The sequence below is a fragment of the Niabella sp. genome, from assembly GCF_030150205.1.
GTDB lineage: Bacteria > Bacteroidota > Bacteroidia > Chitinophagales > Chitinophagaceae > Niabella.
In genome coordinates this window covers 25,419-47,962 of the sequence record NZ_JASLGT010000016.1, presented here as the reverse complement: position 1 = coordinate 47,962, position 22,544 = coordinate 25,419, and the positions used below count along the sequence as shown (strand labels likewise).

Here is a 22,544-nt window from a genome sequence, read left to right as displayed (position 1 = left end):
TATGGTTTATTTCTTTAAAATGAAGCATTACGCAATTTATAAAGGCCTTCAGGGACGGGATGGTGTTTGTTAATATCCCCGCGCGGTCAGTTCCTGTTTAGATACTGCTGCAGGTATACCCCCGTTGCAGAAGACCGGTCCTTTAATAACTCCGTTACGGTACCCTGAAACACAATGGTTCCGCCGTATTTCCCCGCTCCCGGCCCCATATCAATGATCCAATCTGCCTGGCCGATAATGTCCAGGTTATGTTCAATAACGATCACGGTTTTATGACGATCTACCAGGCTGTTGATAAACACCAGCAGTTTTTCCGTATCGCTGGGATGCAGCCCGGTGCTTGGTTCATCAAGGATGATGATATCACCGGAAGCGGTAAGTTCCCTTGCCAGTTTTAACCGTTGCCGTTCTCCCCCCGAAAAGCCATCCAGCCGCTGGCCAAGCGTCAGGTATTCCAGCCCCAGCCGGATCATGCGATCAAATTCTTTAAAGAACGGCTCCTCCGGAAAAAAAAGAATCGCCTCAGCAACCGTCATGCCCATAATGTCGGCAATATTGCGTCCCCGATAGGTATATTGTAAAACGCCGGGATCAAAGCCGGAGCCACCGCAAACCTCACAGGGCTGCTCCACGTCATCCATAAATGCCAGATCGATCTTCTCTACTCCAAGGCCTTTGCAATTTTTACATCCGCCTTCGCCATTCCTGCTAAAAAGTTTTTCGGATACCTGGTTGGCTTTTGCAAAATATTTCCGGACCCTATCAGAAAGTGCCAGGTAGGTTAACAGATTTGACCGTGCACCAGCGTTTATAGCAGACTGATCGATGATGGCAGCCTCCGGATAAAAGCGAGGCAATACCTGGTTGATCAGCGTGCTTTTTCCTGAGCCGGCCACACCGGTAACAACGGTGAACACGTTCCGGGGAATTTCCACGCTGATATTCCGGAGATTGTTTTGGGAGGCATGCAGGATCTTCAGATGCCCGCGCGGCTTTCTCGGAGCCTGGTTGTAAACGGGCTTTTGAGCAAAATACATCCCCGTTTTCCCCTTCGATTTTTTCAACCCGGGAAAGCGCCCCTGGTACACCAGGTTACCGCCGTTAACCCCGGAGCCAGTGCCCATATCGACGATCCAGTCCGCGATCCGGATCAGGTCCGGATCATGCTCCACGATCAGTACCGTATTTCCCTTGTCCTTTATCTGTTGTATAATCGATGCAATATTTTTTACATCTTTCGGATGCAGCCCGATGCTGGGCTCGTCAAAGATATAGAGCAATTCCACCAGGCTGCTTCCCAGGTTTTTCACCATTTTTATCCGTTGCGACTCACCTCCGGAAAGCGTATCTGTTCGCCGGTCGAGCGTCAGATATTGCAACCCGATATCTATAATATGTTGTAATTTTTTTGAGAGTTCTTTAATAATGACCGCATAGGATTCGGCATCCAGTTTGCAGACAAAATCCAGCAACGCATCGATCGACATTGCTGTACAATCCGCGATATTTTTACCGTTGATTTTACAGGACAGGATTTTTTTATTGAGCCGCTGTCCGTTGCAAACAGGGCAAACCCTTGTGGTAATCACCTGCTTTAAAGTTTCTTTCCGGGCCAGCGTTTCTTTGGAATCCTTCCGGAGAAAGGATTTTTCTATCCGGGGAATCAGTCCCTCATATTTCACCGTTTTCCCCCATTCCTTTCCCGGGCGTGGAGGTGTATGCGCTTTCGCATTGAACAAGAGCTCCCGTTCTTCTTTAGAAAAGTCCTTCAGTTTTTTATCGTTATCAAAGTAACCGGAGTAAGCATACCGGGTCCACCGCCATCCGCCGGGCTGAAAGGTGGGGAATAAGATGGCGCCTTCATTCAGTGATTTTTCTTTATCGATCAGTAGTTGCTCGTTTACCGTTTGTACAAAACCCAGGCCCTCACATTCCAGGCACATCCCCTGCGGGTGATTAAACGAAAACACATTGGAATAACCTACAAATGGTTGTCCCAATCTCGAATACAGCAGTCTTAGCGATGCATATACATCCGTTGCCGTTGCCACGGTGGATCGGGCATTCCCTCCCAGTCTTTTCTGGTTGATAATGATGGGAACGTTGAGCTGTTCAATCTTATCTACATCGGCAATGCCATAGTGCTGCAGCCGGTTGCGGACAAAACTGTTCTGTGTTTCATTGATCTGCCGCTGTGCCTCTGCGCCGATCGTTTCAAAAACCAATGAAGATTTCCCCGATCCCGAAACTCCGGTAAAAACCGTAATACATTGCTTGGGAATCTGCAACGATATATTTTTCAGGTTATGCTGTCGTGCATTGATAATCTTTATAAACGCCATAGTTTTTCATTTGGCTTGTTAACGGTTTGCTAAGTTAGTTCTTTTATTTTAGGATGAAAACCTTAAGGGCTTTTAATAACTATACTATTATTAGAGAGTTGCAAGAAGTGAGTAAATTACTCGTTTGAATAATACAAGACTTCATTGTTACTGGAATATATAACGATCTCAATATCATAATTCCTTGCGCAAATATTCGAGCCTCATCGAATGAATCAAATATAGTATACACTTTTGGGTTATCATTTAATGCTAACAAAAAACGCTCATCTAAAACGTGCCCTGTTTTTTTTCTGCCCTAAGAAGAGCGACTTCATTCGGCTTTAGATCTGGAAACAATTCCATATTATAAATATTTAGTAGTGCTCTATATTAGCATTTCGCACCTTTCCCTTCAATAAAACTTCTGATTCGTTCACCATTTTTCCCGACTGTTTCAAAACAACATTTTTAAGACTGGGGCTTTTTACAACAGAAGATACTTTTACCGTTTTTGACATTATAACGCCTCCGCCAGAAGGAGCGGAATAGCACAAGTCAGCGATTGCACCTTGCCTTGCTACAGACCTGCGCCAGAGGAGGGCTTTAATTACAATGAATTGATTTACAATTTGGGAACCTTGTCTCAACTGTTTAGATCACCATCATACCGGCAAAGAAAAAACGTATCGCGAAGAGTTCTTCCTGTATAGTGGGTGAGATTCAATACATTTTGTAAAGGCTCAGCAAATTGTAAATAAAGAAGATGCAAAAATGCCGTAAACAATACACATTACATTTTATAGCCCTGATGCCGATTGGTTTAAAAAAAGCCATCGATTTTCTTTGCATGAAAATTGAAACTGTGTCATAGAGCCCCCTCCGTTCGAAAAATCATAGTTTTGCTTCGCATAAGTAATTTTGAAATCGATTATTGTTACAGTAAATTTATTTCCATTTAAAGAGCCAATTACTTTCCACGCCGCAATTCCTTTCCTCAAGATTTTCTTATTTTTGGGATTATAAACATCCATGTACTTTAAATTTATGCCATTGGGTGTCAATGATGAGTAATATAGCGCTCTATTATCTTGATCGATTAAATAATAGTCATTAGACGAGGCCATTCCTTTATCCTGACGACTCAACTGTACCGCCGTTGTTTTAAGTTTTATATTAATGGCTGAATCTATCACAACTTTATATTCATTCCGGTTCTGAGCGTAGCTGTTGAAGGCCATCAAAAAAAGCATCAAGAAAATAGCCCTCCTCATTTTTTGCTTTAAATTTAACAAAATTCTTTTGAGGAATAGTCGTAAGTACTCCTGTATTGCTATAAATATACACAATTCCGTTTCTTCGAGAAAAAACAGAATTCACGACCTTACTACTGTTCTGGATATAACCGCCAATATTTGATGGAGCAGTTTGAAACTTAACTGTAGTCGATGTCCCCATACTCGTTACCGAACCTGTTGCGTTTGTGTTTGCAGACGACTCTGTTCTTTCCCACTCGGATGAGAATGAAACCTTGATTGTCCCTCGGTATAAGCAATGTCAATAGACGCCCGACCGCTAGTTAACGGATTTGATACAGGGCCATTTCGATAGGCAATATCATTTGTCTCAAATGCCTTTGTATTACCTGAATTATCTTTATAAACTTTTCTGTTTCACGAGCTTCTTTCTTAGAAATCCCTGCTGACGGAGCGCCACTATCGAAATTCCTGCTTGTTGTTTTAACCACATATACTTTACCGTCGTTTTTTCCATCTGCCCCAACAAGCTCCCCTTCTTCATTTACAAAATCACCCGGAACCATTCCATCCGGATCTATAAATCTTATCGGATTATTAAATGCATAGTTATAAACACTATACCTACGCATCTTTTCAGAAAGCGGATCCACTATGTGCCACCCAATAACCGGATCATAAAATCTCGCCCATAGTCATACAAGTTTAGCTCATCTTGCTTTTCCTGGCCATTGTACAGGTATTTATTGGGGTTATATCCATCTCGTGTCACCTCCATCCCAAATGGCATAAAGTCAGTTCTCTGAATTAGAGAATTCGTATCATTATGAACAATTCAAATTTTCCCCGAATGATCGATCAGGAAATATTCATAGCTATAACTCATATCATCTTTTGCGAGATATCGTACTGTTAACATACAAGTAATCTGCACATCAGTATCAGTCACTCGCAGATATTGCACATCATCTACTCACATACCAATGGGCTTATATTTAAAGTATTATAAACAAAATACTCAGATAGCTTAATATCCCACCTGAAATCTAGTCTTGTTATTATTACGTCATTTGGATTCTGTCCTTTACCAAATTGTTCTTTTTGGAAGGAAAAATTGGCTCCAACATTCGTTTTTGTTTTAATCCATTTCCTGTTAACATAAGTATAGCAACAGATGCTATCAGCAAATTTTTCGTTGCCAAAAACAAGAAAATTTTTTAAAATCACCTGTTCGCCTTCAGATCCGGCTTCGACAATGTATAACGGAGGACATAGATGTCCTTCTGAGTTAATCTGCTCTAAAAATAAATAACGAATGGATGAACGGTTAATTTCAGCTATTTGATTTAAATCATTCATTGCCATAAAATTCCCAGCAAGTGCTTTACAATACTTGGACAGCAAAGTGTCAGTATTATACTTAACATTTGACTCAATAGATCGCATTGTTGCTATATTCCATTTTGCAAAAAAACTATCGATATTTACTTTTTCACAATTATTCACAAAGATGGGAGATGATGCTTTTTCTTTCTTTTTTTTCGATATTGTAGAACAATCACTAAGTGAAAGAAGCAACAAGAAATAAAACAATGAGATCTTCATAAGTATAAATTTTTATCTTGCGGTAGGTTCTGCCCGTTTAATAACACCATTCTCTTGACGTATTTTAGAATCATCTCTTCTAGCTCGTATCTCTTCGTTACTCAAACGGTCTCTTTCCCCAGTATCCGGATCCCTCATTCTGCTGTTTCTAGTTCTGTCATTTCGTCCTATTGCATTTTGTCTCGCATGACTCACCTCGTGCCCAAGTCCTATTTTGGCTGGCCGGCCTTGTGATCCGTCGGCATTCACAATTCCCACTCCTGGGTTATTGGGATTGTAATTTATCACGGAGCCCGTCCCCACCGAATTGGACATTTTGATTGGATCATTAGCCTCAGTAGTGTTGCCACCAGAAGTCTCTTGTATTATCACGGTTTTATCAGACTTTATGAGATCCGAAATCGCATCTGTTCCTGTCGGTTTTGACACAGGATTAATTAAAACATAATTTCCTTCAGGCGTTCCCTTAACACTTACATAGTTTACTTTTGTTTCTGATGAACTTGCCTCTACGACCTTTCCACTCGCTAAAAGAGCCAACGGAATACTTGATAAACCTTGTAAATCCGCAAACGCTTGTTGGCGAAAAGAGGCGCTCCCTCTGATAATTATATCATCTGGATCCATTCCATCTGGATCTGTAAATCTTATCGGGTTATCAAAAGCATAATTGTATACGCTATGCCCGCGCATCTTTTCACCTAACGGATCAACTACATGCCACCTTCCTATTACCGGATCATAAAATCTAGCTCCATAATCGTATTGCCCACCATCTGCTCCCCCTAATTTCCGCTGCTCCTTGCCACTGATAACTGATTGTTCCTTTACCGGCAACAGTAACTTGTTCTTGTAAATTTAAGAAATTATTGATCATTTTATGCTGAACTCACCATGCACTCAACTCGTTCAGAAAGTTCCGACGCATAAGCCGGATGCCACAAATATAGGAATCAAGTAACACTTCAACACAGGTCGGCATCCACACAAATCTTGGCTACAGACCTGCGATAGAAGGCAGTCATCGGCAGATCACACGTTGTATTTCTAATAGCTATTACAGGGCAATAAGATCAACGGCTAAGAAGTAACGGAATGGCACAGGTCTGCGATCACACTCAGCCTTGCTACAGACCTGCGCTAGAGGGGCACCCGACTTAGCTAAAGACCGATACCAGAAGAAGAAACAATCTTACCAGCACATCTCAAGTTCATGCTATTAAATTTCTACACTCTTTTAAATTTCTCGCCCTCTCTTGTAAACTCCGATCCAATTTCAGCACTTAAATAAGGGATAATAGCAGGGTCATAATTTGCTATAGTATTTACATCGTAAATCATTAAATTTTCAGGGTCATCAAGATACTCTTGCGACTCATTTCCAGCTAAAAAGCGCCAACCACTATCTTTCTCAAAGTTTTTTTCCTCACGATACATATATCTTACGGGCAAACCTTCAACAGTAATCATATCAGAAGCGTAACATCCTCCAATGGGAGAAATAACTTCTTTTATATTTTCTTTTTCTATCTTAAATAACTTATTACTCATTTAAATCAGGTTTTTAATCATTCTTTTTTTCATATTTGTGACCTCGATTGCTGCTTCGATCCTCCCACTGATATAAGTCAGGATCATTTTCAGCATCAATTACTTCTTTCCTTGAACTACCTTTCTCTTTATGCATTTTCTGTCATGTTTTTCATTCATTCCCCGGTTTATGTCCCAAATCTGTTTCACCGTCTACCAATGGCTCTCCAGTGTTAGGATCAACCATTTCGCCAGACTCGTTCCGCGGTTGATTTTCATTGACCTTCTCAAGTGTCTTTTTCCGCGGTTAACTTTATGCGGTCATAGTATGTTCAGGAGGGAAAGGTCATGTTGCCCACATAATCAGTAACCTTTTGATTACCGCCTTCTACCACTTTTTTATGTAGCTTATTGCCGACAGCATCGAACCGATAACTTACGGGACCCTTACCAGTTATACTAATTTGCTCTATCAAATTTAAAATATTATAATAGATATTGTCAACATTCTTATTCGTCTATCGGATCAAAATCCCATCGTTAAATTCACCAAGCCTGTTGTAGCTGTTTGCAGCTTATTATCCGCTCATCAGCTTACAGAAATGAGTATGCTGGCTATATATCAGCAGGTCGATAACCAGAGATACTTCGGCGAAATTGACGGAGCCAAATCAGTAACAACATTACGTAGGTCCGCAATCGCACTGTACCTGGCAAACCTACACAAGCAGAGACCAATTTATATTGCCTTCTGCTATCACCTGAATTATATCAAAAATCAATGCAATATCAATATGACGGTAAATGGCAATCACCTGTTTTTATTTTATCGAGCTCTCAGATTAACATACAGAAATGAATCTACACGATTAAATTCATAATAGTAATCACGATTATTATACGAAAAAGGGAACCCTCCTGTATTTGCCTCACCCATTGATCTAATTGCGGAACTATAATCGTCTTTCGTCCCCTTCGACTCTTCAATATCAAATAGGATTGGAGTTATATAAACAGAATCAATTCCATATGTTGCCTGAACAATAAACTTAGATGCTCTTTTCTTCAATTCAACATACTTAATATCTGAAACTTTTTGTCCCTTTCTTTTTTTATTCAAGAAAAAATCATCAGATATTCCTTTATTTTGTTCATTCTCATTCTTAGGAAAGCAGATTATATAATCACCATATATCATCACCCATCCAGAATTTATTCTTGTACCGCTTTGCTTAAAACCGCAAGAGCAGATTAGATAGACAATACCAGCGAGGATTATTGTTTTCATCTTTTAATTCTTAAGCGTAAGTCTTTCTAATGGTCCAACACTTTTAACGTCCACACGATATTTTAATATAAATTGACCTTTACTTTGATTAACCTGTTGCTGTCTCTGTGGTGGATTCAAGATATAATTTTTAAAATTTTTAAAATGCCCCTGCCCCATACTCATTCCAAGCCCAAGTTTATACCAGGATTCGCCATAAGCCATAATATCGCTAGGCTTAACGTCGCCAATTACTTTCCCACTTTTATCGCCCTCAATATATCTATCGGACAACCCCCAGGAAATGGAATGTCTCATGAATCGTTGTAGTTCCTTTAGTCCCCATACTCTCAGGATTTAACCACCCAAAATTCCCAGTAATATATTCGTCTTCAAAACGCCCTGTACGCTCTCCATTCTCCCCGAGTATTGGAATGGGAGTGCCGTTTACCTGTGATCTGCCACCTCTTTTCCCGGAGTGCACATACTCCAATGATAGTTCATTGTTTCCATCACCAATCTTTCCTCCTTTAAGTTTATCTATATTTTCGAAAGTGAGGTTTATATTAATACTAATATTCTTGTCGTTATTATGGAATAAATATGCATTTTTCTGATTCCGATAAAATTTAGTAGCCTCACTAGCATACTCATCCCTTTCTTCCTCGCTGCCGTGACTTATATAAATAGTAGAAGTTACATTGATTATTATTCTTCCATTCTTATCTGTCATAATAGTTATAATGGCATCCTTTCCATCCAAGTCAAATAAGCTAATAGGGTTATTAAGTGTATAATTGTAGGGGGTTGTACCAAGATAGTTTTCGCTCGAGGGATCTGGTTGAAACCAACGACCTATCTGGGCATTATACATTCGTGCTCCATAATCATAGCTATCCAGCTCCAAGTCATTCTGTAACTCTTTACCGTTGTACAGTTCCTTGTTTTGTAAAGATACCGTGGCCGCTTGGGTAGAGATACCCTTCATCGTCAAGCCAAACGGATAGTAATGCGTCTCCTCTAACAAGGTCTTATCCTCATTGATCATCGACCGCACATTCCCCAGATGATCCTTCAGGAAGTAGTCTACTGTAAAGACCGTTCCATTGGAGCGGAACCGGCCCTCTTCCATCGCTACACGCTGCAATACATCGTTTTCAAAGATCACCGCCGCCAGATCAAAGGAAGCGGATAAACAAGTAATGGGATAGCCCAGGTCGGCTATCGCACCTGGCTATGCTACAGACCTGCGCAAGAGGGAACCTCGGCTACAGACCCGTGCCAGAAAGATGAACAAGTAAAAATAATACTCTCTTAAAATAGCAAAGCCCGGCTGCGCCGGGCTTTGCTATTCCTGGATTATACTAAACATTATTTTGAACAGATCTGCGCTTCATAGCAATCACCTGTCTTCTTTTTGTAAGGACAAATATTGCTTACATATAATGTATCAGGGAAATTATATAACACAATTGTGGAGTCTTTTATTCTTTTAAAAGACCATGCGTTTTGTTCAGGATCGAAAGACTTTTTACGGCTATACACTTCAACTTGAACCGGTAAAATTTTTATATCTTCTTTATTCTTATTTCCCCAAAAAATCGCTTCGTAGGTTGTTGCATACTTTTCAAACTCATATATCGACCCATTATTAGAAACATCGATCCCCTTCAAATATTGATACTTATTAAAAAAAGCCCCACTTCTAATTCGTTCTGGCAAAGAATCTTGAGCGAAAAGAACACCTCCGCTTTCTTTAAATATTAGCCACCCTCTTTCTTTTTTTCCTTGCGAACTATTGTTATTACCATATTGAAAAGAGGGGAAAACAAATAATGAGCATATAAGTAATAAGCGAAGCATATTAATTTTTTAAAGATTTTGTATACTTATTAGCAACATCAACCTTATAACGCAAGATAAACTGACCGGTGCTTTGGTTGACTTGTTGCTGTACTTGAGTTTGAGTTAAATAATTTTTCCAGTTATTGAAATGAACTCGGGGGGTTGTTGCGCTAGTACCAGCCATTACATCATTTTCAAAATTAGTAAGTGGCTTCATGGTCTTCTGATCATACCTATCGCTAAGCCCTAAAAAATGAAACGTTTCATGAATAATATCAAAACCTTTATTATTTAAAGACCCTCTCCTCATATCTCCGGTATTCCCAGCTCTATCATAGTCTTTGCCAACAGGGACATAAATTCCATTTCTTCGCTCGACAATTTGTTTATCCCCCCCATATACTTGAGAACGCTGATGATCCTTGTCAGTATTGTGTAAATCATTTAATGACATAAGGTTTTCTCCACCTTTTAAATCTTTCTCGCTCATATTATCACCTCCATCCGCATAATCAATCTGAATACTGATTTTGACGCCGGTCTCATCATTATTAAACATTTTACTATTGTGCTTGTCCTTAGCAAAAGCGTTACCCTCTTTAACAAAATCCTGCCGCTCTTGGGCAGTGCCTCCAGTCAAATAAACGGTAGTTCTAATCCTTATCGCTGTAATATTACCATCTTTATCCCTATCATACTCTATTATTGCATCCCTGCCATCCGGATCAAATAAACTTATCGGATTATTAAGCGTATAGTTATAGGGATTTAAACTAAAATACTTCTCACTCAATGGATCAGGTTGGAACCAGCGACCGATCTGTGCATTGTACATCCTTGCCCCGTAATCATAACTATCCAGCCCTAAATCCTGCTGCTGCTCCTTTCCATTATACAGGTATTTATTCTGTAAAGCCGGAGTTGGATTTTTGTAACTGATCCCGCTCATGGAGAGTCCGAACAGATAGTAATGCGTCTCCTCCAGCAGGGTCTTATTCTCATTGATCATCGACCGCACATTTCCCAAATGATCCTTCAGAAAATAGTCCGCCGTAAAAGCTGTACCATTTGGACGGAATCGCCCCTCCTCCATCGCCACATGCTGCAATACATCGTTTTCAAAGATCATTCCGCCCAGGTAGGTGGTTATCTTCTGCCCCGGGCCGGTTTCATTCACCGTTTTGCTCAGCTTGGTACCGGCTGCGTCATACTGGTAGCTGATCGTACCCTTGCCGGTAACATCAATCTGCTCCGGTAAATTTAAGATATTATAGCTGATGCTGCTAATATTCTTATTCTCATCTTTTGTAAGGTTCCCGTTTACATCATAAGCATAATCATCACCACTGTTGGTCCCATCATTAAAATCACCTAACTGGTAATTTCGCGTATTGCCTGCATTATCTGTTACCTTAGCCAGCTTGTTACTACCTGGAAAGTAGCTGTAAGTAAGCTGGTCGATCGGCAGGGAGTTACTTCCTGCCAGTCCCTGCTGGGTCATAGACCGGATATTGCCATTGTAATCATAGGCTGTTTCAGGATTGGCGGGATTGCCATCACCCATCCGACTGTTAAAAGTTCCCGAAGCCGTATAACTGCTGCCGTTGTACTGTTTAAAATCCGCATTCATCAACCGGTTGGCATTGTCATAACTAAAATCATAGCGCCGGATCTCCTTTGTTCCCGTAGCTCCCCTCCAGCTCATGCCGGTGATATTCCCATTGAACATACCGCTGCCGGCATAGCCCTGCAGTGCGGTATTGCTGCTGCTGTTGCTGGTTTTGTCATAAGCCAGGTCAAAACCAAAGAAGTTATTGGAGACGCCGCTGTTTACATACCCCCGGTTCATCCCCAGCAGCCAGCCCCGGATATTGTACTCATACGCCTGGGTTTCGGCCCCATTCGTACCATTGGCATCGCTGGCACCCAGGGTCTTATTCACCAGCTGGCCCAGCTCATCATACTTGTTTACTGCAATGATCTTATCACCGCTGCTCAGACCCGTATTGCTGCTCACATTTTTGGTCGTCTTTACTAACCGTCCCAGCGCATCATAAGTATTCTTTGTAATCGTGGTGAGGGTAAGTGCCCCCGCTCCGCCTTTCTGTTCGCTGCTTACCACCGTAAGTGCCTGGCCGCTCCAGCTGTATTGTGTCGTAACCAGGTCCAGCCCCGTTGTATGGTTCTTGGTTTTAATCTGGATGGGCCTGGCCTTGGCATCATAGATCGTTATTGTATAGATATAATTGGGGGTGCCTAAAATGTTTACCCGCGTACCCGTTACCAGGCCCTTGGTACGGGTGTCCTTCGTATTCTTTTGCTCATAGGGAAAGTTGGGATTATCAGCAGTGGCCAGGTTCCCTGCATCCAGGCTGTTGTCATAATCTGAAAAGCCAGAGGGCAGTGCCGCCGAATGCGGTGCTTGCGTTACCCAGTAGTAGTCATCATAAAAGGTATCGGTTAATACCGTGGCATTGCTCAGCATACCGGACTCAGGGTATTGTATATCCAAATTGGCATCTCCGCTCTTACTCATCGCAGCCGTCCAATGGGTATTAGGCGTACTACCAGACAGGTTCACCAACCCCGTTTTTACTGGCCGGTTAAGGTTGTCGTACAGTGTATAGTTCCAGTTACCCTGGCTGCGCAGGTTACCGTCCTGCGTCATTACCAGCCGGTCTCTGACATCATATACCATCACCACTTCTGCCGCACCCGGTACCTGTTTGACAATCATCCGTTGTCTTCCGTCGTACTCATACCGGAAGCATTGTTCAGCCAGAAGGCCGGGGGTCAGCTGCCAGCCATTGCTCATCAGCGCTTTTACCCCCTCCGGCTGGATTACACAGCGCAGGTTACCCAGGTCATCATAGATATAATAGGTACAGATCCAGCCGGCATGACCACTGCCCTGCCCGTTATCTGTTGCGGTATTCAATAGCTGCACTTTCTTTAAGATCACCTTTCCTTCCTTGTCTTTGAACTCGATGACCTGCCTGCCCTGCTCATCCACCGTTGCATTTTTATACAGTTCCCCGGCCGGGTACACCCGGCTGCTGGCATAACTGCTGGTGATGATGGCGGACGGCGTGCCGCCGCTATTGGTGATCCAGGCCCGCAGCGTGGAGCCTGAAGGCGCATAAAAACCATCCGTAAACGTAATGCTTTGAGAGGCTTTATACTCTGTAACAGCCGTCGTATGGCCGGAGCCCACGGTTACCGTAGCTGGTACTGCAGTGCCCCCGGAACCAGGAGTACCATCCGTTACCTCCCAGATCCGTACGCTGTCCTGTACTGTATTGATCCAGTATTTGCTCTTGATACTGTGCCGCGTTTCCTCGGTAGTGGCCTGCCAGCTGCCAGCCCAGTTCTTACCCGGGGCAAACTGTTCCATTACCCGGTTTAACGGTGAGGCTTCAAATACCGTTTGACTATAATAATTGCTTTCCCCCTGACTGCCGTATTTGCCCGCCATAAATTGATCGTGTTGGGCAAAAGGATTCAATTTAAATTGGCCATCGGAGACCGAGGTGTTACCCCCGGCATTGTTAGCAGCAAAAGGTGAGAACTTATACTGTTCCCGGCCATATGCATCATAAAGCACCGGCGTTACCAAATCCTTTGCACCAGCAGTGTCCGTATTTACGTCAATAATGGTTGAAGTCACCATTGAACCTTTCTTTACTACCGCTTGCAAGGACCTGCCCAGCCCGTCAAAATACTGTGTGACCATTTGTGCCTTTAGCATTCCAGAACTCATCAAACTATCTGCAGTACCCACAGGAGCTGTGGCGGTCCACGTGCGGATGTAGTTAATTGGAGTCAAGGTAGTGTAGGTAACAACCGGTGGCTGCTGGCCCTGAGCAATGTAACCAAAGAAAATCAATATACATACCAGATTAGCTCTTATTATTTGTCTTCCTTTCATATTCAGAGTTTTAACCCTTAATTATTTTTGATAGGTAATCCCGTTCAGCTCAATAACGTCACCCGTAGTTGGAATTGTCCCCCCTACAGCCCTCACAGTTAGCTCCCCTGTCGCTGAAATACGGACACTCCAATTGGTACCATTCGATGTAACATTTAATGTACGTGTTGCCGCGGGTTTACAGGCGCCATTCAGAACCGCAATAGTGTTCGATTCATCCCAATACACATACTGTGACGATGTGGAAAAGCTAATGCTAAAGTTTATTTGAGTCCCCTGATCGTGAACTTGGTCGGAAATAATCTGATATTTCCCAGGCGACCCGGATACAAATGAACAAACGGCATAACAGCCCGCGTTCGTATTTGCATAGCTTTGGCCATTGGCGTTGATTTCATCCTGCGCCTTTTGATCTGCATCAGCCTGATCAACTGACGAACTATATTTTTTAGCCGGTACTATATAATTCTCGGAACCTCCGCTATACCCTGTTGGACAATTACTACGCGTAAAATACTGCGATCTTTCAGTATTATAAAAAATAGTAGGCAAAGGACAGAAGCTCAGGTTTTGCCCATTACTTATCCATCGGGTTTGATTGTAACTCGCACTGCTCATATTAATGTCTCTCTGCTCTAACTCCTGCTCTCCCGTATTTTGATCATTGATTCCAACCACACATCGACTCACTCCTGTTGCATGCCAATCAGGCGAAGTATTGATTATGCCACTCGGATATTGGCGATATGCATACTGATAATTTCTAATAACCTTTCCTGCATCATCCTTCACCAAAGCAAGACGGCCTAAATCATCATATTCATAATATATAGTACGGTTTGCGGGATCCGTTTCCGATGTGATCCCTATTAACGGTAAATACGTATAAGTATTCACCTGTACCCCCTCAACATTACGCAGGGCAGAAAGATAGCCTCTTAGCGCTGACGCACTACCAGGTTCATTGAGCAGTGCTGTATCGATACCCGATTCTGCGAGTACCTGATTAAAGCCTTTACTACCCACAACCTTCGCAACCGGGTACTGGCCTTTATAGCCCCAGAAATAAACTTCTTTGATGCTATTGGTTTTCTGTTGCTCTAAAAGATTACCATAGTTATCATACTTATTAAACTGAACCCGGTTGTCAGGAGTGCCGTTAATATCTTTTTGTTTGTTTGTTATGCTTTGAGGTAGTATCAGGCTGAGCCCGTTCCAGTAATCATAACTCGTCTTTGTAGAGTTCAAAAAAAAGCTTTGCCCGCCGGGTAGCTTTCTGTAATTCAGCTGTTCTATTATTGGTGACCAAATATGACGGTTAACCATATCAGTGTAAGGTTGCTGGCCAACAAAATCATGTGGATATCTATAGTCGGTGATACTGGAGTCTCCTTTACTTGTTGTGGTTATAACACGTGTAGGTTGAAGATGTTCCTCATTATCATATACAAATATTTTCACACTCGTAATCTGTGCATCATTCGAATATTCCGTTCTTTTGGTACTTATAAGCCGGTTCGTTCCAACAAAATATTGTATGGTATGATAGTCAAAAACATATTCTTTGGGAATGGGCGCCAAATTACTGCTATTCGACAAGGTTAAATTCCACAATTCGCCAGCACCTAGGTTTTCAAGACCTAATAACCCCACACTGGCATGCATCCCTTTAATAATCGAATCAAAGATGTTTGATAAACATAATCATCTTTTGCCAGTAACGAGTACCCCTGCGCTGTTTTTCTAAACGTTTCCTTTTTAATTAACTCGTCATTAAACCGAAAGTCAAAAGTTCTAGTAAATATCTGCCCCTCATTATCATTGCCCCCCGGATAAATATTAGGAACATTATAACTATAAACAGTTTTGCCATTATCGTCACCGTTATATGGATCAAAGACATATTCTGTCAGAACGCTATACTTAACAGGAGCTTGTGTAACACTCTCAAAACCATTAACAAACGAATTGGACAAGATTTTTACATCCCCACTGTATTGAAGTGTGGGAGGCTGAAGCGGATTATCATAATACCATTGAGATTTAAGTTTTACATAAGCGTTTAAATCATTAGGCAACATCAGTTCGCCTTTACCGTTTTCGTCAACACCATATTTATATCGTTTTGACAATACATTATGATCGTCTTTATCAAAATAATCGACCCCTTTTATCCTAAGCCCTCCAATATAATTTTCTAAAGAAAGTTCAGCGCTATGTGGTTCATATTGAAATTTGACCTGCCCCCCAGTAGGATATTTAATTTTTTCAAGAATAAACGTTTGTACCGCATTTGGGTCCGTATGTCTATCAGAACCAGAAGAATACACATATCCTGGATAACCAGGATCAGAAGCAGAAGAGGTTATCTTAAAATATGGAATAATGTCTACGTTGGAAGTTTTCCCATTAAAATATCCCCAGTAATCTACTCCTGACGTGTGTGCAAGATTGGAAGTTTGCTGTGAAAATGGAAATGTTTCATTATAAGATAAACTATACTTGCCAATCTCATGTTGCGTCTTATCTCTAACTGTTAATGAGTCAAGCTTCCAGTACAAGTGCTGAGCATCCTCCGGCAAGTTCGAAAAAGAGGATTGATCTAAAGTAAAGGTCCTTATCAATTCACCACCTTTTGAAAAAATCATTATATTTTTTAACCGATCTCTGTCAGTCTGTACAGACGATATACGCTGATATTCAAAACTTATTTTCCCCTGGGGAAATGAAATTTCAGATAATTGCTGCGTATGATAAAAACTTGCTGTATTCGGCACCATCGTCTCTTTTTTCATTATATAATCCTGCGGAAAACCTGTGAATGTATTTAATGGATCGCCCGGGCTTAGCCTAAAATCGGTTAAGCTGTTATTAATGATTATATTGTCTTGCCGGAATTGTGTATACTTTGTCGCCGGCTGATATTTAAAAAAGATGGTATCTGTTTTATTTGCTAAAACAACTTCTGTTAAATGCCACGCCGAAGTATAGGTCAGATTTCCCGGAGTGTTCAAGACAGTCTCTATTGAATTATACCCATTCAGTAAAGACCGGCCAAAATAGAACGTATTACCTCCTTCATCTATTAATTTAAATTGATTTAAGGCTGCGTTAAAATTGGCGTTATCTGCCAAAATTTTTGTGGAACTTTTTGAAAGTTGAATTGGGAGCCGCGATCCGTCAGGCCTGCTGGCAAGTATGAACTTTCCGCTTTTTATTCCTGTATTAAAATAAAAAATATCATACTCCGCATCCTTACCATTTCCAAAATCATCAGCATCCCTTGAGAGTTTATGTAAATACTCGAAATCTTCATATTCATAGTCTGCTCCATTGGGGATTTGCGCTTCATCAATAAACGGACTAGGAAAAACAGACAGCTCATCGGGAGAATGATTAATCGTCCTTGAAATTAATCCTCCCGCATTTAAAGACCAACCAAGTCCAATAACACCGCTCTGATCATTTACTTTAAATCCGGAAGCATGGTAATTCAAGCCTATCGGAAAAACAAGATCTTTTATTTTTAATTCAAAAATAGGAATATCCATACTAACTGTTCCTGTAGATAAATCTACCGGATAGTCCACATACTTTTGTAATTGGGATACCTCGGGCGACGGGGGAGTAATATTTCTTAATTGAGCTAACAGGTCAACTTGAAAGAACAACAGCATTAAAAACAGAATTATTCTTTTAAAAATTTCAGTTTTTGACATAAGCGAATATTTATTTTTTACAAGGCGCATATCATTTAGGTGTGATTGATTCCCCCAATTCGTCTATAGACTCAACGACTACCAGGTCATCATCCTCTAATTGTCGCTTTTTATGAATATAATTATTACTATTATTTTGTTTTCGATCGGCATTGCACAATGGTGGCTTTTCCATCTCTTAAATGAAGCCCTAGCGCTTGGATTTTTTGAACTATACCGTCTTGTTAGCATTGAAGTCTATGCTTTTTCTTTGAAAGCTTAGTTTGCAAATAATTCCCGGGCTAGCAAAGCCGTAGCCTTGCCCAGGCACATTATTCTCAAGATAAATTCATAATCCAACCAAGAATTACGAATTTACTAACACTCGAGCCGCTCATAAAAAGGGTAACGGTAGCCGCAAAATTTTCTCATTTTTAGCTCTGGGTTTAGCTGTGTTTTTAATAAAATTGATTCTATACTAAAGATAGAAAAAGGAAATATAATTCATAAAAACTATTTATCCACATCACCCCCCAATCGCAAACTCCATCTTCTTCCCGTTAAAGCTCACCGTTATTTTCTGATCACTGATCTTCAGCACTTTTGTTTTGTCATCGATCTTTTCATTGACACCCACACTCATTCCCCGGCCGTTTACGGTGATCATGGCGATCTTCTTCCGGCTCTGCGGGTTGTATATATAACCGCTGTATTTGATTGCTGGTGGAGGTATGGGTGGCGGCATTGCAGCAACAGGCGGTGGCGGTGCTCCAACAGGCATATTGCCCGCAGGAGGTTTTGCACCCGGTGTTGTTGTTTCCGTGACCACTTCTTCTTCGATCAATTTATTGCTGAAGGGATCAGGATACGACGCCGGCATAAGCTGGTACGCCGCCAATGTATCTGCAACCGGAGGGGCTTTCATTTTTGTAGCCACCGGAGGCGGGTCATCGCCCGATAATCCCCGGATCACTTTGTAAATGATCAGTCCCCAGATCAGCGCTACCAGGCCGATCAGCAGGTATTTCATATTGGGATTATTCTTCAATGAGTTGATTATTTTGTATAAAAAACATCCAGGGTTTACTATAAGGGCTTACCGTATTCTTACCAATGGCGCGTACCCGCCACTGGTATTTTTTGCCCCGCTCCAATGCAACAATCCGGATGCTGCTGCCACTGGTAATGGTATCTTTTACCAGCTTTGCCAGCGAATCGAATTTCGGCTGGGCCACCTGTACCTGGTAATCGGCCGGCTGCTGGATGGGCGTCCAGCTCAATTGCACCAGGGTATCGGCCAGTAACATACTGTCTGCCGGTGCCGCCAGTTTTACCGTATAAGACGAATAGTCATCATCAAAAATTTCTTCACAGGAAGCCGATGCGATGAGCAGGCCTGCCAGTAATGTCATTGCTATAACGCGCCTGTTTTTCATTTCTTGTTTACTACGTTTTGAATATATAAACTGCAGTTCAGTACCTCGCTGTCGCCGTCCTTTAGGTTCTGGTATTTGATGGAAGCGATCCGGCACAGCTGCTCCTGCTGTTCCAGCTGAAAGATCAGCTGCAATATTTTATGAAAGGGCCCTTCTACGGTTACGATCCGGGTCCAGATATCCTGGCTGCTTGTGCCCAGGGGCTTGTATTCTTTAAACTGTAACCCCAGTTCATCACAGCGGCTGTTGATCGATGCAAGAATAGCTCCGTCTAACCGTGCGCTGTCTACCAGGTATTGTTTTTGCCAGCGGGCAACGGCCTCCTGTTTTTTTTCAAATACCTGCATACTGTCTGCCATCAATGCTCCCTGTTGCTGCAGCCGCTGGTTTTTATGATAGTCATTCATCACGGCCGCTGTTTTCCGGAATCCCAGCAGGTAGCAAAGCAACAACAACGGTAGTACCGACCATAGCAGCCATTGCAGCCGCTGCCGGTACATAATGGGCGATTTTATCGTTACAGCCTTACTCATGATTGTATCGTAATTTCCAACGTGAACACTGCGGCCAGTAATTCCCTTTTATATAAATAATTATTAATAATCACAGCCTGCACACCGGGAATATTTTTGATGGCCCGGCTAAAGGTTTCCAGTTCGGTAGGGTCTACAGATGTGCCCTGCAATATGATTTTATTGTTGGCAAAAATAAGATCACCCGCACCGATCGTTTCCTGTACCGGTGCGGTTTGCAGCAGCGAGAAGCGTACCGTTTCCGGTGCCAGTGCCGCAATACGATCCGCATAATAACTGTGCCGGGTATTCTTGTTCCAGCCCGCGTTGGTAAAAAAAGCATAGGAGGAATCGGACCGGGCCTGCTCCAGCAAACTGCCCTGGGTGGCCGCCCGCACCAGGTCGGCCTGCTGCGCCAGTGCTTTATTCTTTCCAAAATAATGATTGAATACAAAAAAATTACCCAGCAATAACACGAGTAATACCGTTAATATTGTCCATTTGGTAAAATGAAACAGCTTATAATATTTATAGTCTTCGCCGGCCGCCTTAACAGCCTCTATAGCAACAGCTCCGTCTAACTGGTCTGCGGGTTTTAACAATACCTGCAGCACCGCTCCCAATGCATTTATATGTTGAGCCTGGTAGGCCTCGCCGCCCACAACCAGTGTGGCCGCAACAGAAGGTTCATGGGCTCCATAGGTAATTTCACCGATCGTTTTTTGCGTGATGTTTGCCATATACGATGGCGTGTGCAATACCGCATCCGGTGCTTCCAGGAAGGGCAATGCCTGCAGCAGCGGTTCCAGCCCGATGCCCAGCGATACGGGTTTAAGCCCCGCTGCGTCCAGCACTTCCAATACCTGTGTTACCAGGGTTTTACGGCAAATAAAATGATACTGTCCGCTTGGTTCATCCGGACAGGTTACAGAGAAAAAATCTCCGGGGTTAGAACCCGGGAACAACTGGTTTACCAGGTTCTTCTCCGGCTGTGCCGTTCTCCGCATCAGGATGCCCTTGCCGTTGATCACCAGCACCAGGGGTACCTGTTTGGGCAGTTGGGCCTTGAGCACTTTCAGTTCTTCAATACCGGTGTACTCCGCTATTTTTTTTAATTTTTTATCAATAAACTTTACATACACTCCATTGAATTGCCAGCGCTCATCCGGGCCGATATGCAACTCCAGGCCAACGGCTTCTTTAATGGTAATGATGGTATCTTTTAATTTCCGGAACATGGACAGGCTCAATTATAAACAATGGTGGGTTTGATAAATACAACGGATACAACTTTTACATTCTTTCGGTTACGGGAACTGAACAGCCATTTTAATACGGGGATCCGCCCCAGCAGCGGAACGCCATCATAACTATCTCCTTTTTCAGTACGTTCAATACCTCCCAGCAACACCATATCATCATTCTTCACCCGGATAATGGATTTAAATTTACTGGAGGCTGTCGGCGGCGGCTCATTGATCTTTGTATCTGCGGTGAAATTGGAGATATCCATTTCCATATTCAATGTTACATCCTCGTCGGCCGATACAAAGGGCGTGATCTTGAGTTCCATGTTGGCTTCCACCGGGGTAAACTGCTTTGTTGAAATGATCGTGGGCGTTAAGGAAGGAAGGGTATTCTGCGTAGACACTTCATAATACCGGGTATTACCAATACTAAGGGAAGCCGCGTGCCCGTTGAGGGTGGAAAGCTTGGGCGTTTGCCGCATCTCCACATTCTGCCGGTTTTCGATCGCCTGTAATTGCAGGTAAAAATTAGGCGTTACATGTCCCAGGTTGAATACATTGTTGAGCCCGATCTTATCGATGATATTATTGATGGAGCGGGAGCCCAGGGTAAAGTCCAGTCCGCCGCCCAACAGGTTGCCACCGGTGCGCATACTATCGGAAATGCCTGCTTTCAGCCCGGCTTTTACCACCGATCCTTTGTTAATATCCATAATGATCACTTCGATGGTGATCAGCGGCACTTTGCGATCCAGCTGTTTTACCAGCAGCTCCAGCTTATTGAGCTGGGGCTCGGGTCCGGTGGCCAGGAAGGCATTCAATTCTTTAAACTCCTTTACCGAAATATCCTTTTTCAGATCATCCGGCAGGAAATGTACCAGTGAATCAACCGAACGGTGGTGCAGCTGGATCAGGCGCTGGGCGCGGATACCTTCAAAATTCTTTTCGCCGATCATATAAATGCCATCCTGCTGGGAGAAGGAATAGGGCGTTCCCAATAATACTTTTTGCAATACTTCCGCATACCGCAGGTTATGCGCTTCTGCCGTAACATTGCCGTTCAGCTCAGCATAGATAAAGTAGGGCACGCCGGCCTGCGCCGAAAGACTTTTGATCAGTTCTTTAAGCGGTGTATTGACCGCGCTTACATTCAGCAGTTTTTCATCCCCCACCTGGCTGGCATCAATCGACATCCGGCCCGGTGCATTTTTATCGCCCATACCGGTTTTGCGGGCAATGGTATACCCATCCGTTGCCGGTTTGGTATTTTTCAGCACATATTCCTCGTCCTCCTGCAACGCATCCAGGATAAAATTATCGCCCCCGCTGGAGGTCATTTTAATGCGGTTGGATACTGCGATCTTACCCAGCGCCTCTCCCACCGGCAGGTCTTTTACAAACCCCGATACCAGTTTATTGATCGAAGCGGGCATTACGGCAATATTCACCCCGGTTAGCTGGGTGATCTTTTTGGTAACATCATATAAGGTATCGTTGGAAAGATCGAGCGAAAGCAGTTTTGTAGCCGTATTATAATCCGCCTTAATCAGTTTCGGCGGCGGTGGAAGGTCCAGCTTCGGATCGCGGTAATTTTTTACATTGATGATCGTTCCCTGGAAATCGTAGGAAAGACCGTATTGCTCCGCTACAAACAGCAATACGTCGCTGACCGTTGTGTTGGAGAAATGATTGGTCATTTTCTTATTCACCTCCGGTGCAATGTTGATATTGAGTTTATAGGACTGGGCCAGTCCGCGCATAAAATCGGCGATCGAAAGATCGGCCACATCCATCTGGATCTGCTGGTTGAGCCCCGGCAGGTCCATGGATAAAGTAGAAAGTATATTCCGCAGCTGTACCAGCCGGTCCTGCTGGGCCGTGGCCGTCAGGTGCATGCAA

Annotated in this window: 19 protein-coding genes; all 19 read right to left on the bottom strand. The window is 42.8% G+C overall.

The genetic code is table 11. From position 1 onward, the window contains the following. Positions 1 to 86 precede the first annotated feature (86 nt). Positions 87 to 2,342, bottom strand: coding sequence for an excinuclease ABC subunit UvrA (locus Q1V85_RS13365; protein WP_300600716.1), 2,256 nt, complete (start codon positions 2,340 to 2,342; stop codon positions 87 to 89). 779 nt (positions 2,343 to 3,121) lie between these two features. Then, positions 3,122 to 3,595, bottom strand: coding sequence for a hypothetical protein (locus Q1V85_RS13360; protein ID WP_300600714.1), 474 nt, complete (start codon positions 3,593 to 3,595; stop codon positions 3,122 to 3,124). Between the two features lie 305 nt (positions 3,596 to 3,900). Beyond that, entirely contained in the window at positions 3,901 to 4,209 is a 309-nt protein-coding gene (locus tag Q1V85_RS13355; protein ID WP_300600712.1) for a hypothetical protein, read from the bottom strand. A 337-nt stretch (positions 4,210 to 4,546) separates the two neighbouring features. Next, on the bottom strand, positions 4,547 to 5,182 hold the full coding sequence (locus Q1V85_RS13350; RefSeq protein WP_300600710.1) for a hypothetical protein: 636 nt from the start codon (positions 5,180 to 5,182) through the stop codon (positions 4,547 to 4,549). A gap of 12 nt (positions 5,183 to 5,194) precedes the next feature. Continuing rightward, a complete protein-coding gene (locus Q1V85_RS13345; RefSeq protein WP_300600709.1) occupies positions 5,195 to 6,019 on the bottom strand; it encodes a M91 family zinc metallopeptidase in 825 nt (274 codons plus the stop codon). A gap of 390 nt (positions 6,020 to 6,409) precedes the next feature. Continuing rightward, complete coding sequence (locus tag Q1V85_RS13340) at positions 6,410 to 6,733, bottom strand: DUF2185 domain-containing protein (RefSeq protein ID WP_300600707.1); 324 nt, start codon at positions 6,731 to 6,733, stop codon at positions 6,410 to 6,412. Between the two features lie 13 nt (positions 6,734 to 6,746). Next, positions 6,747 to 6,869, bottom strand: a complete 123-nt coding sequence (locus tag Q1V85_RS25200; RefSeq protein ID WP_366914010.1) for a GH-E family nuclease — start codon at positions 6,867 to 6,869, stop codon at positions 6,747 to 6,749. Between the two features lie 669 nt (positions 6,870 to 7,538). Further along, complete coding sequence (locus Q1V85_RS13335; protein ID WP_300600706.1) at positions 7,539 to 8,000, bottom strand: hypothetical protein; 462 nt, start codon at positions 7,998 to 8,000, stop codon at positions 7,539 to 7,541. A gap of 3 nt (positions 8,001 to 8,003) precedes the next feature. Next, on the bottom strand, positions 8,004 to 8,297 hold the full coding sequence (locus Q1V85_RS13330) for a hypothetical protein (RefSeq protein ID WP_300600704.1): 294 nt from the start codon (positions 8,295 to 8,297) through the stop codon (positions 8,004 to 8,006). Then, entirely contained in the window at positions 8,263 to 9,126 is an 864-nt protein-coding gene (locus Q1V85_RS13325) for an RHS repeat-associated core domain-containing protein (RefSeq protein WP_300600702.1), read from the bottom strand. Before Q1V85_RS13325 ends, Q1V85_RS13330 begins: the two co-directional genes overlap by 35 nt. A gap of 224 nt (positions 9,127 to 9,350) precedes the next feature. After that, complete coding sequence (locus tag Q1V85_RS13320) at positions 9,351 to 9,842, bottom strand: hypothetical protein (RefSeq protein ID WP_300600700.1); 492 nt, start codon at positions 9,840 to 9,842, stop codon at positions 9,351 to 9,353. 1 nt (position 9,843) lies between these two features. Then, positions 9,844 to 13,752, bottom strand: a complete 3,909-nt coding sequence (locus tag Q1V85_RS13315) for a DUF6443 domain-containing protein (protein WP_300600699.1) — start codon at positions 13,750 to 13,752, stop codon at positions 9,844 to 9,846. Positions 13,753 to 13,773: 21 nt separating this feature from the next. Then, positions 13,774 to 15,405 carry a DUF5977 domain-containing protein gene (locus Q1V85_RS13310; protein WP_300600697.1) on the bottom strand — a complete coding sequence of 544 codons (1,632 nt, stop codon included), beginning with the start codon at positions 15,403 to 15,405 and terminating at the stop codon, positions 13,774 to 13,776. Beyond that, positions 15,393 to 17,471, bottom strand: coding sequence for a hypothetical protein (locus tag Q1V85_RS13305; RefSeq protein WP_300600695.1), 2,079 nt, complete (start codon positions 17,469 to 17,471; stop codon positions 15,393 to 15,395). The genes Q1V85_RS13310 and Q1V85_RS13305 overlap by 13 nt, the downstream gene beginning before the upstream one ends. Positions 17,472 to 17,976: 505 nt before the next feature. Beyond that, positions 17,977 to 18,498: a hypothetical protein gene (locus Q1V85_RS13300; protein WP_300600693.1), complete on the bottom strand. Its 522-nt coding sequence runs from the start codon at positions 18,496 to 18,498 to the stop codon at positions 17,977 to 17,979. Next, the gene (locus Q1V85_RS13295) at positions 18,488 to 18,886 is read right to left on the bottom strand and encodes a fibronectin type III domain-containing protein (RefSeq protein ID WP_300600692.1); all 399 of its coding nucleotides are present in this window, start codon (positions 18,884 to 18,886) and stop codon (positions 18,488 to 18,490) included. Before Q1V85_RS13295 ends, Q1V85_RS13300 begins: the two co-directional genes overlap by 11 nt. After that, positions 18,883 to 19,419, bottom strand: a complete 537-nt coding sequence (locus Q1V85_RS13290; protein WP_300600690.1) for a hypothetical protein — start codon at positions 19,417 to 19,419, stop codon at positions 18,883 to 18,885. Before Q1V85_RS13290 ends, Q1V85_RS13295 begins: the two co-directional genes overlap by 4 nt. Continuing rightward, on the bottom strand, positions 19,416 to 20,636 hold the full coding sequence (locus tag Q1V85_RS13285) for a hypothetical protein (RefSeq protein WP_300600689.1): 1,221 nt from the start codon (positions 20,634 to 20,636) through the stop codon (positions 19,416 to 19,418). Before Q1V85_RS13285 ends, Q1V85_RS13290 begins: the two co-directional genes overlap by 4 nt. Positions 20,637 to 20,644: 8 nt before the next feature. Further along, positions 20,645 to 22,540 carry a hypothetical protein gene (locus Q1V85_RS13280; RefSeq protein ID WP_300600687.1) on the bottom strand — a complete coding sequence of 632 codons (1,896 nt, stop codon included), beginning with the start codon at positions 22,538 to 22,540 and terminating at the stop codon, positions 20,645 to 20,647. Between the last annotated feature and the right edge of the window lie 4 nt (positions 22,541 to 22,544).

Coding starts and splice junctions, on each gene's coding strand:
- Q1V85_RS13365 (WP_300600716.1), bottom strand. CDS start 2,342: ATGGCGTTTATAAAGATTATCAATGCACGACAGCATAACCTGAAAAAT.
- Q1V85_RS13360 (WP_300600714.1), bottom strand. CDS start 3,595: ATGAGGAGGGCTATTTTCTTGATGCTTTTTTTGATGGCCTTCAACAGC.
- Q1V85_RS13355 (WP_300600712.1), bottom strand. CDS start 4,209: ATGCGTAGGTATAGTGTTTATAACTATGCATTTAATAATCCGATAAGA.
- Q1V85_RS13350 (WP_300600710.1), bottom strand. CDS start 5,182: ATGAAGATCTCATTGTTTTATTTCTTGTTGCTTCTTTCACTTAGTGAT.
- Q1V85_RS13340 (WP_300600707.1), bottom strand. CDS start 6,733: ATGAGTAATAAGTTATTTAAGATAGAAAAAGAAAATATAAAAGAAGTT.
- Q1V85_RS25200 (WP_366914010.1), bottom strand. CDS start 6,869: ATGCATAAAGAGAAAGGTAGTTCAAGGAAAGAAGTAATTGATGCTGAA.
- Q1V85_RS13335 (WP_300600706.1), bottom strand. CDS start 8,000: ATGAAAACAATAATCCTCGCTGGTATTGTCTATCTAATCTGCTCTTGC.
- Q1V85_RS13330 (WP_300600704.1), bottom strand. CDS start 8,297: ATGAGACATTCCATTTCCTGGGGGTTGTCCGATAGATATATTGAGGGC.
- Q1V85_RS13320 (WP_300600700.1), bottom strand. CDS start 9,842: ATGCTTCGCTTATTACTTATATGCTCATTATTTGTTTTCCCCTCTTTT.
- Q1V85_RS13315 (WP_300600699.1), bottom strand. CDS start 13,752: ATGAAAGGAAGACAAATAATAAGAGCTAATCTGGTATGTATATTGATT.
- Q1V85_RS13305 (WP_300600695.1), bottom strand. CDS start 17,471: ATGTCAAAAACTGAAATTTTTAAAAGAATAATTCTGTTTTTAATGCTG.
- Q1V85_RS13295 (WP_300600692.1), bottom strand. CDS start 18,886: ATGAAAAACAGGCGCGTTATAGCAATGACATTACTGGCAGGCCTGCTC.
- Q1V85_RS13290 (WP_300600690.1), bottom strand. CDS start 19,419: ATGAGTAAGGCTGTAACGATAAAATCGCCCATTATGTACCGGCAGCGG.
- Q1V85_RS13285 (WP_300600689.1), bottom strand. CDS start 20,636: ATGTTCCGGAAATTAAAAGATACCATCATTACCATTAAAGAAGCCGTT.
- Q1V85_RS13280 (WP_300600687.1), bottom strand. CDS start 22,540: ATGCACCTGACGGCCACGGCCCAGCAGGACCGGCTGGTACAGCTGCGG.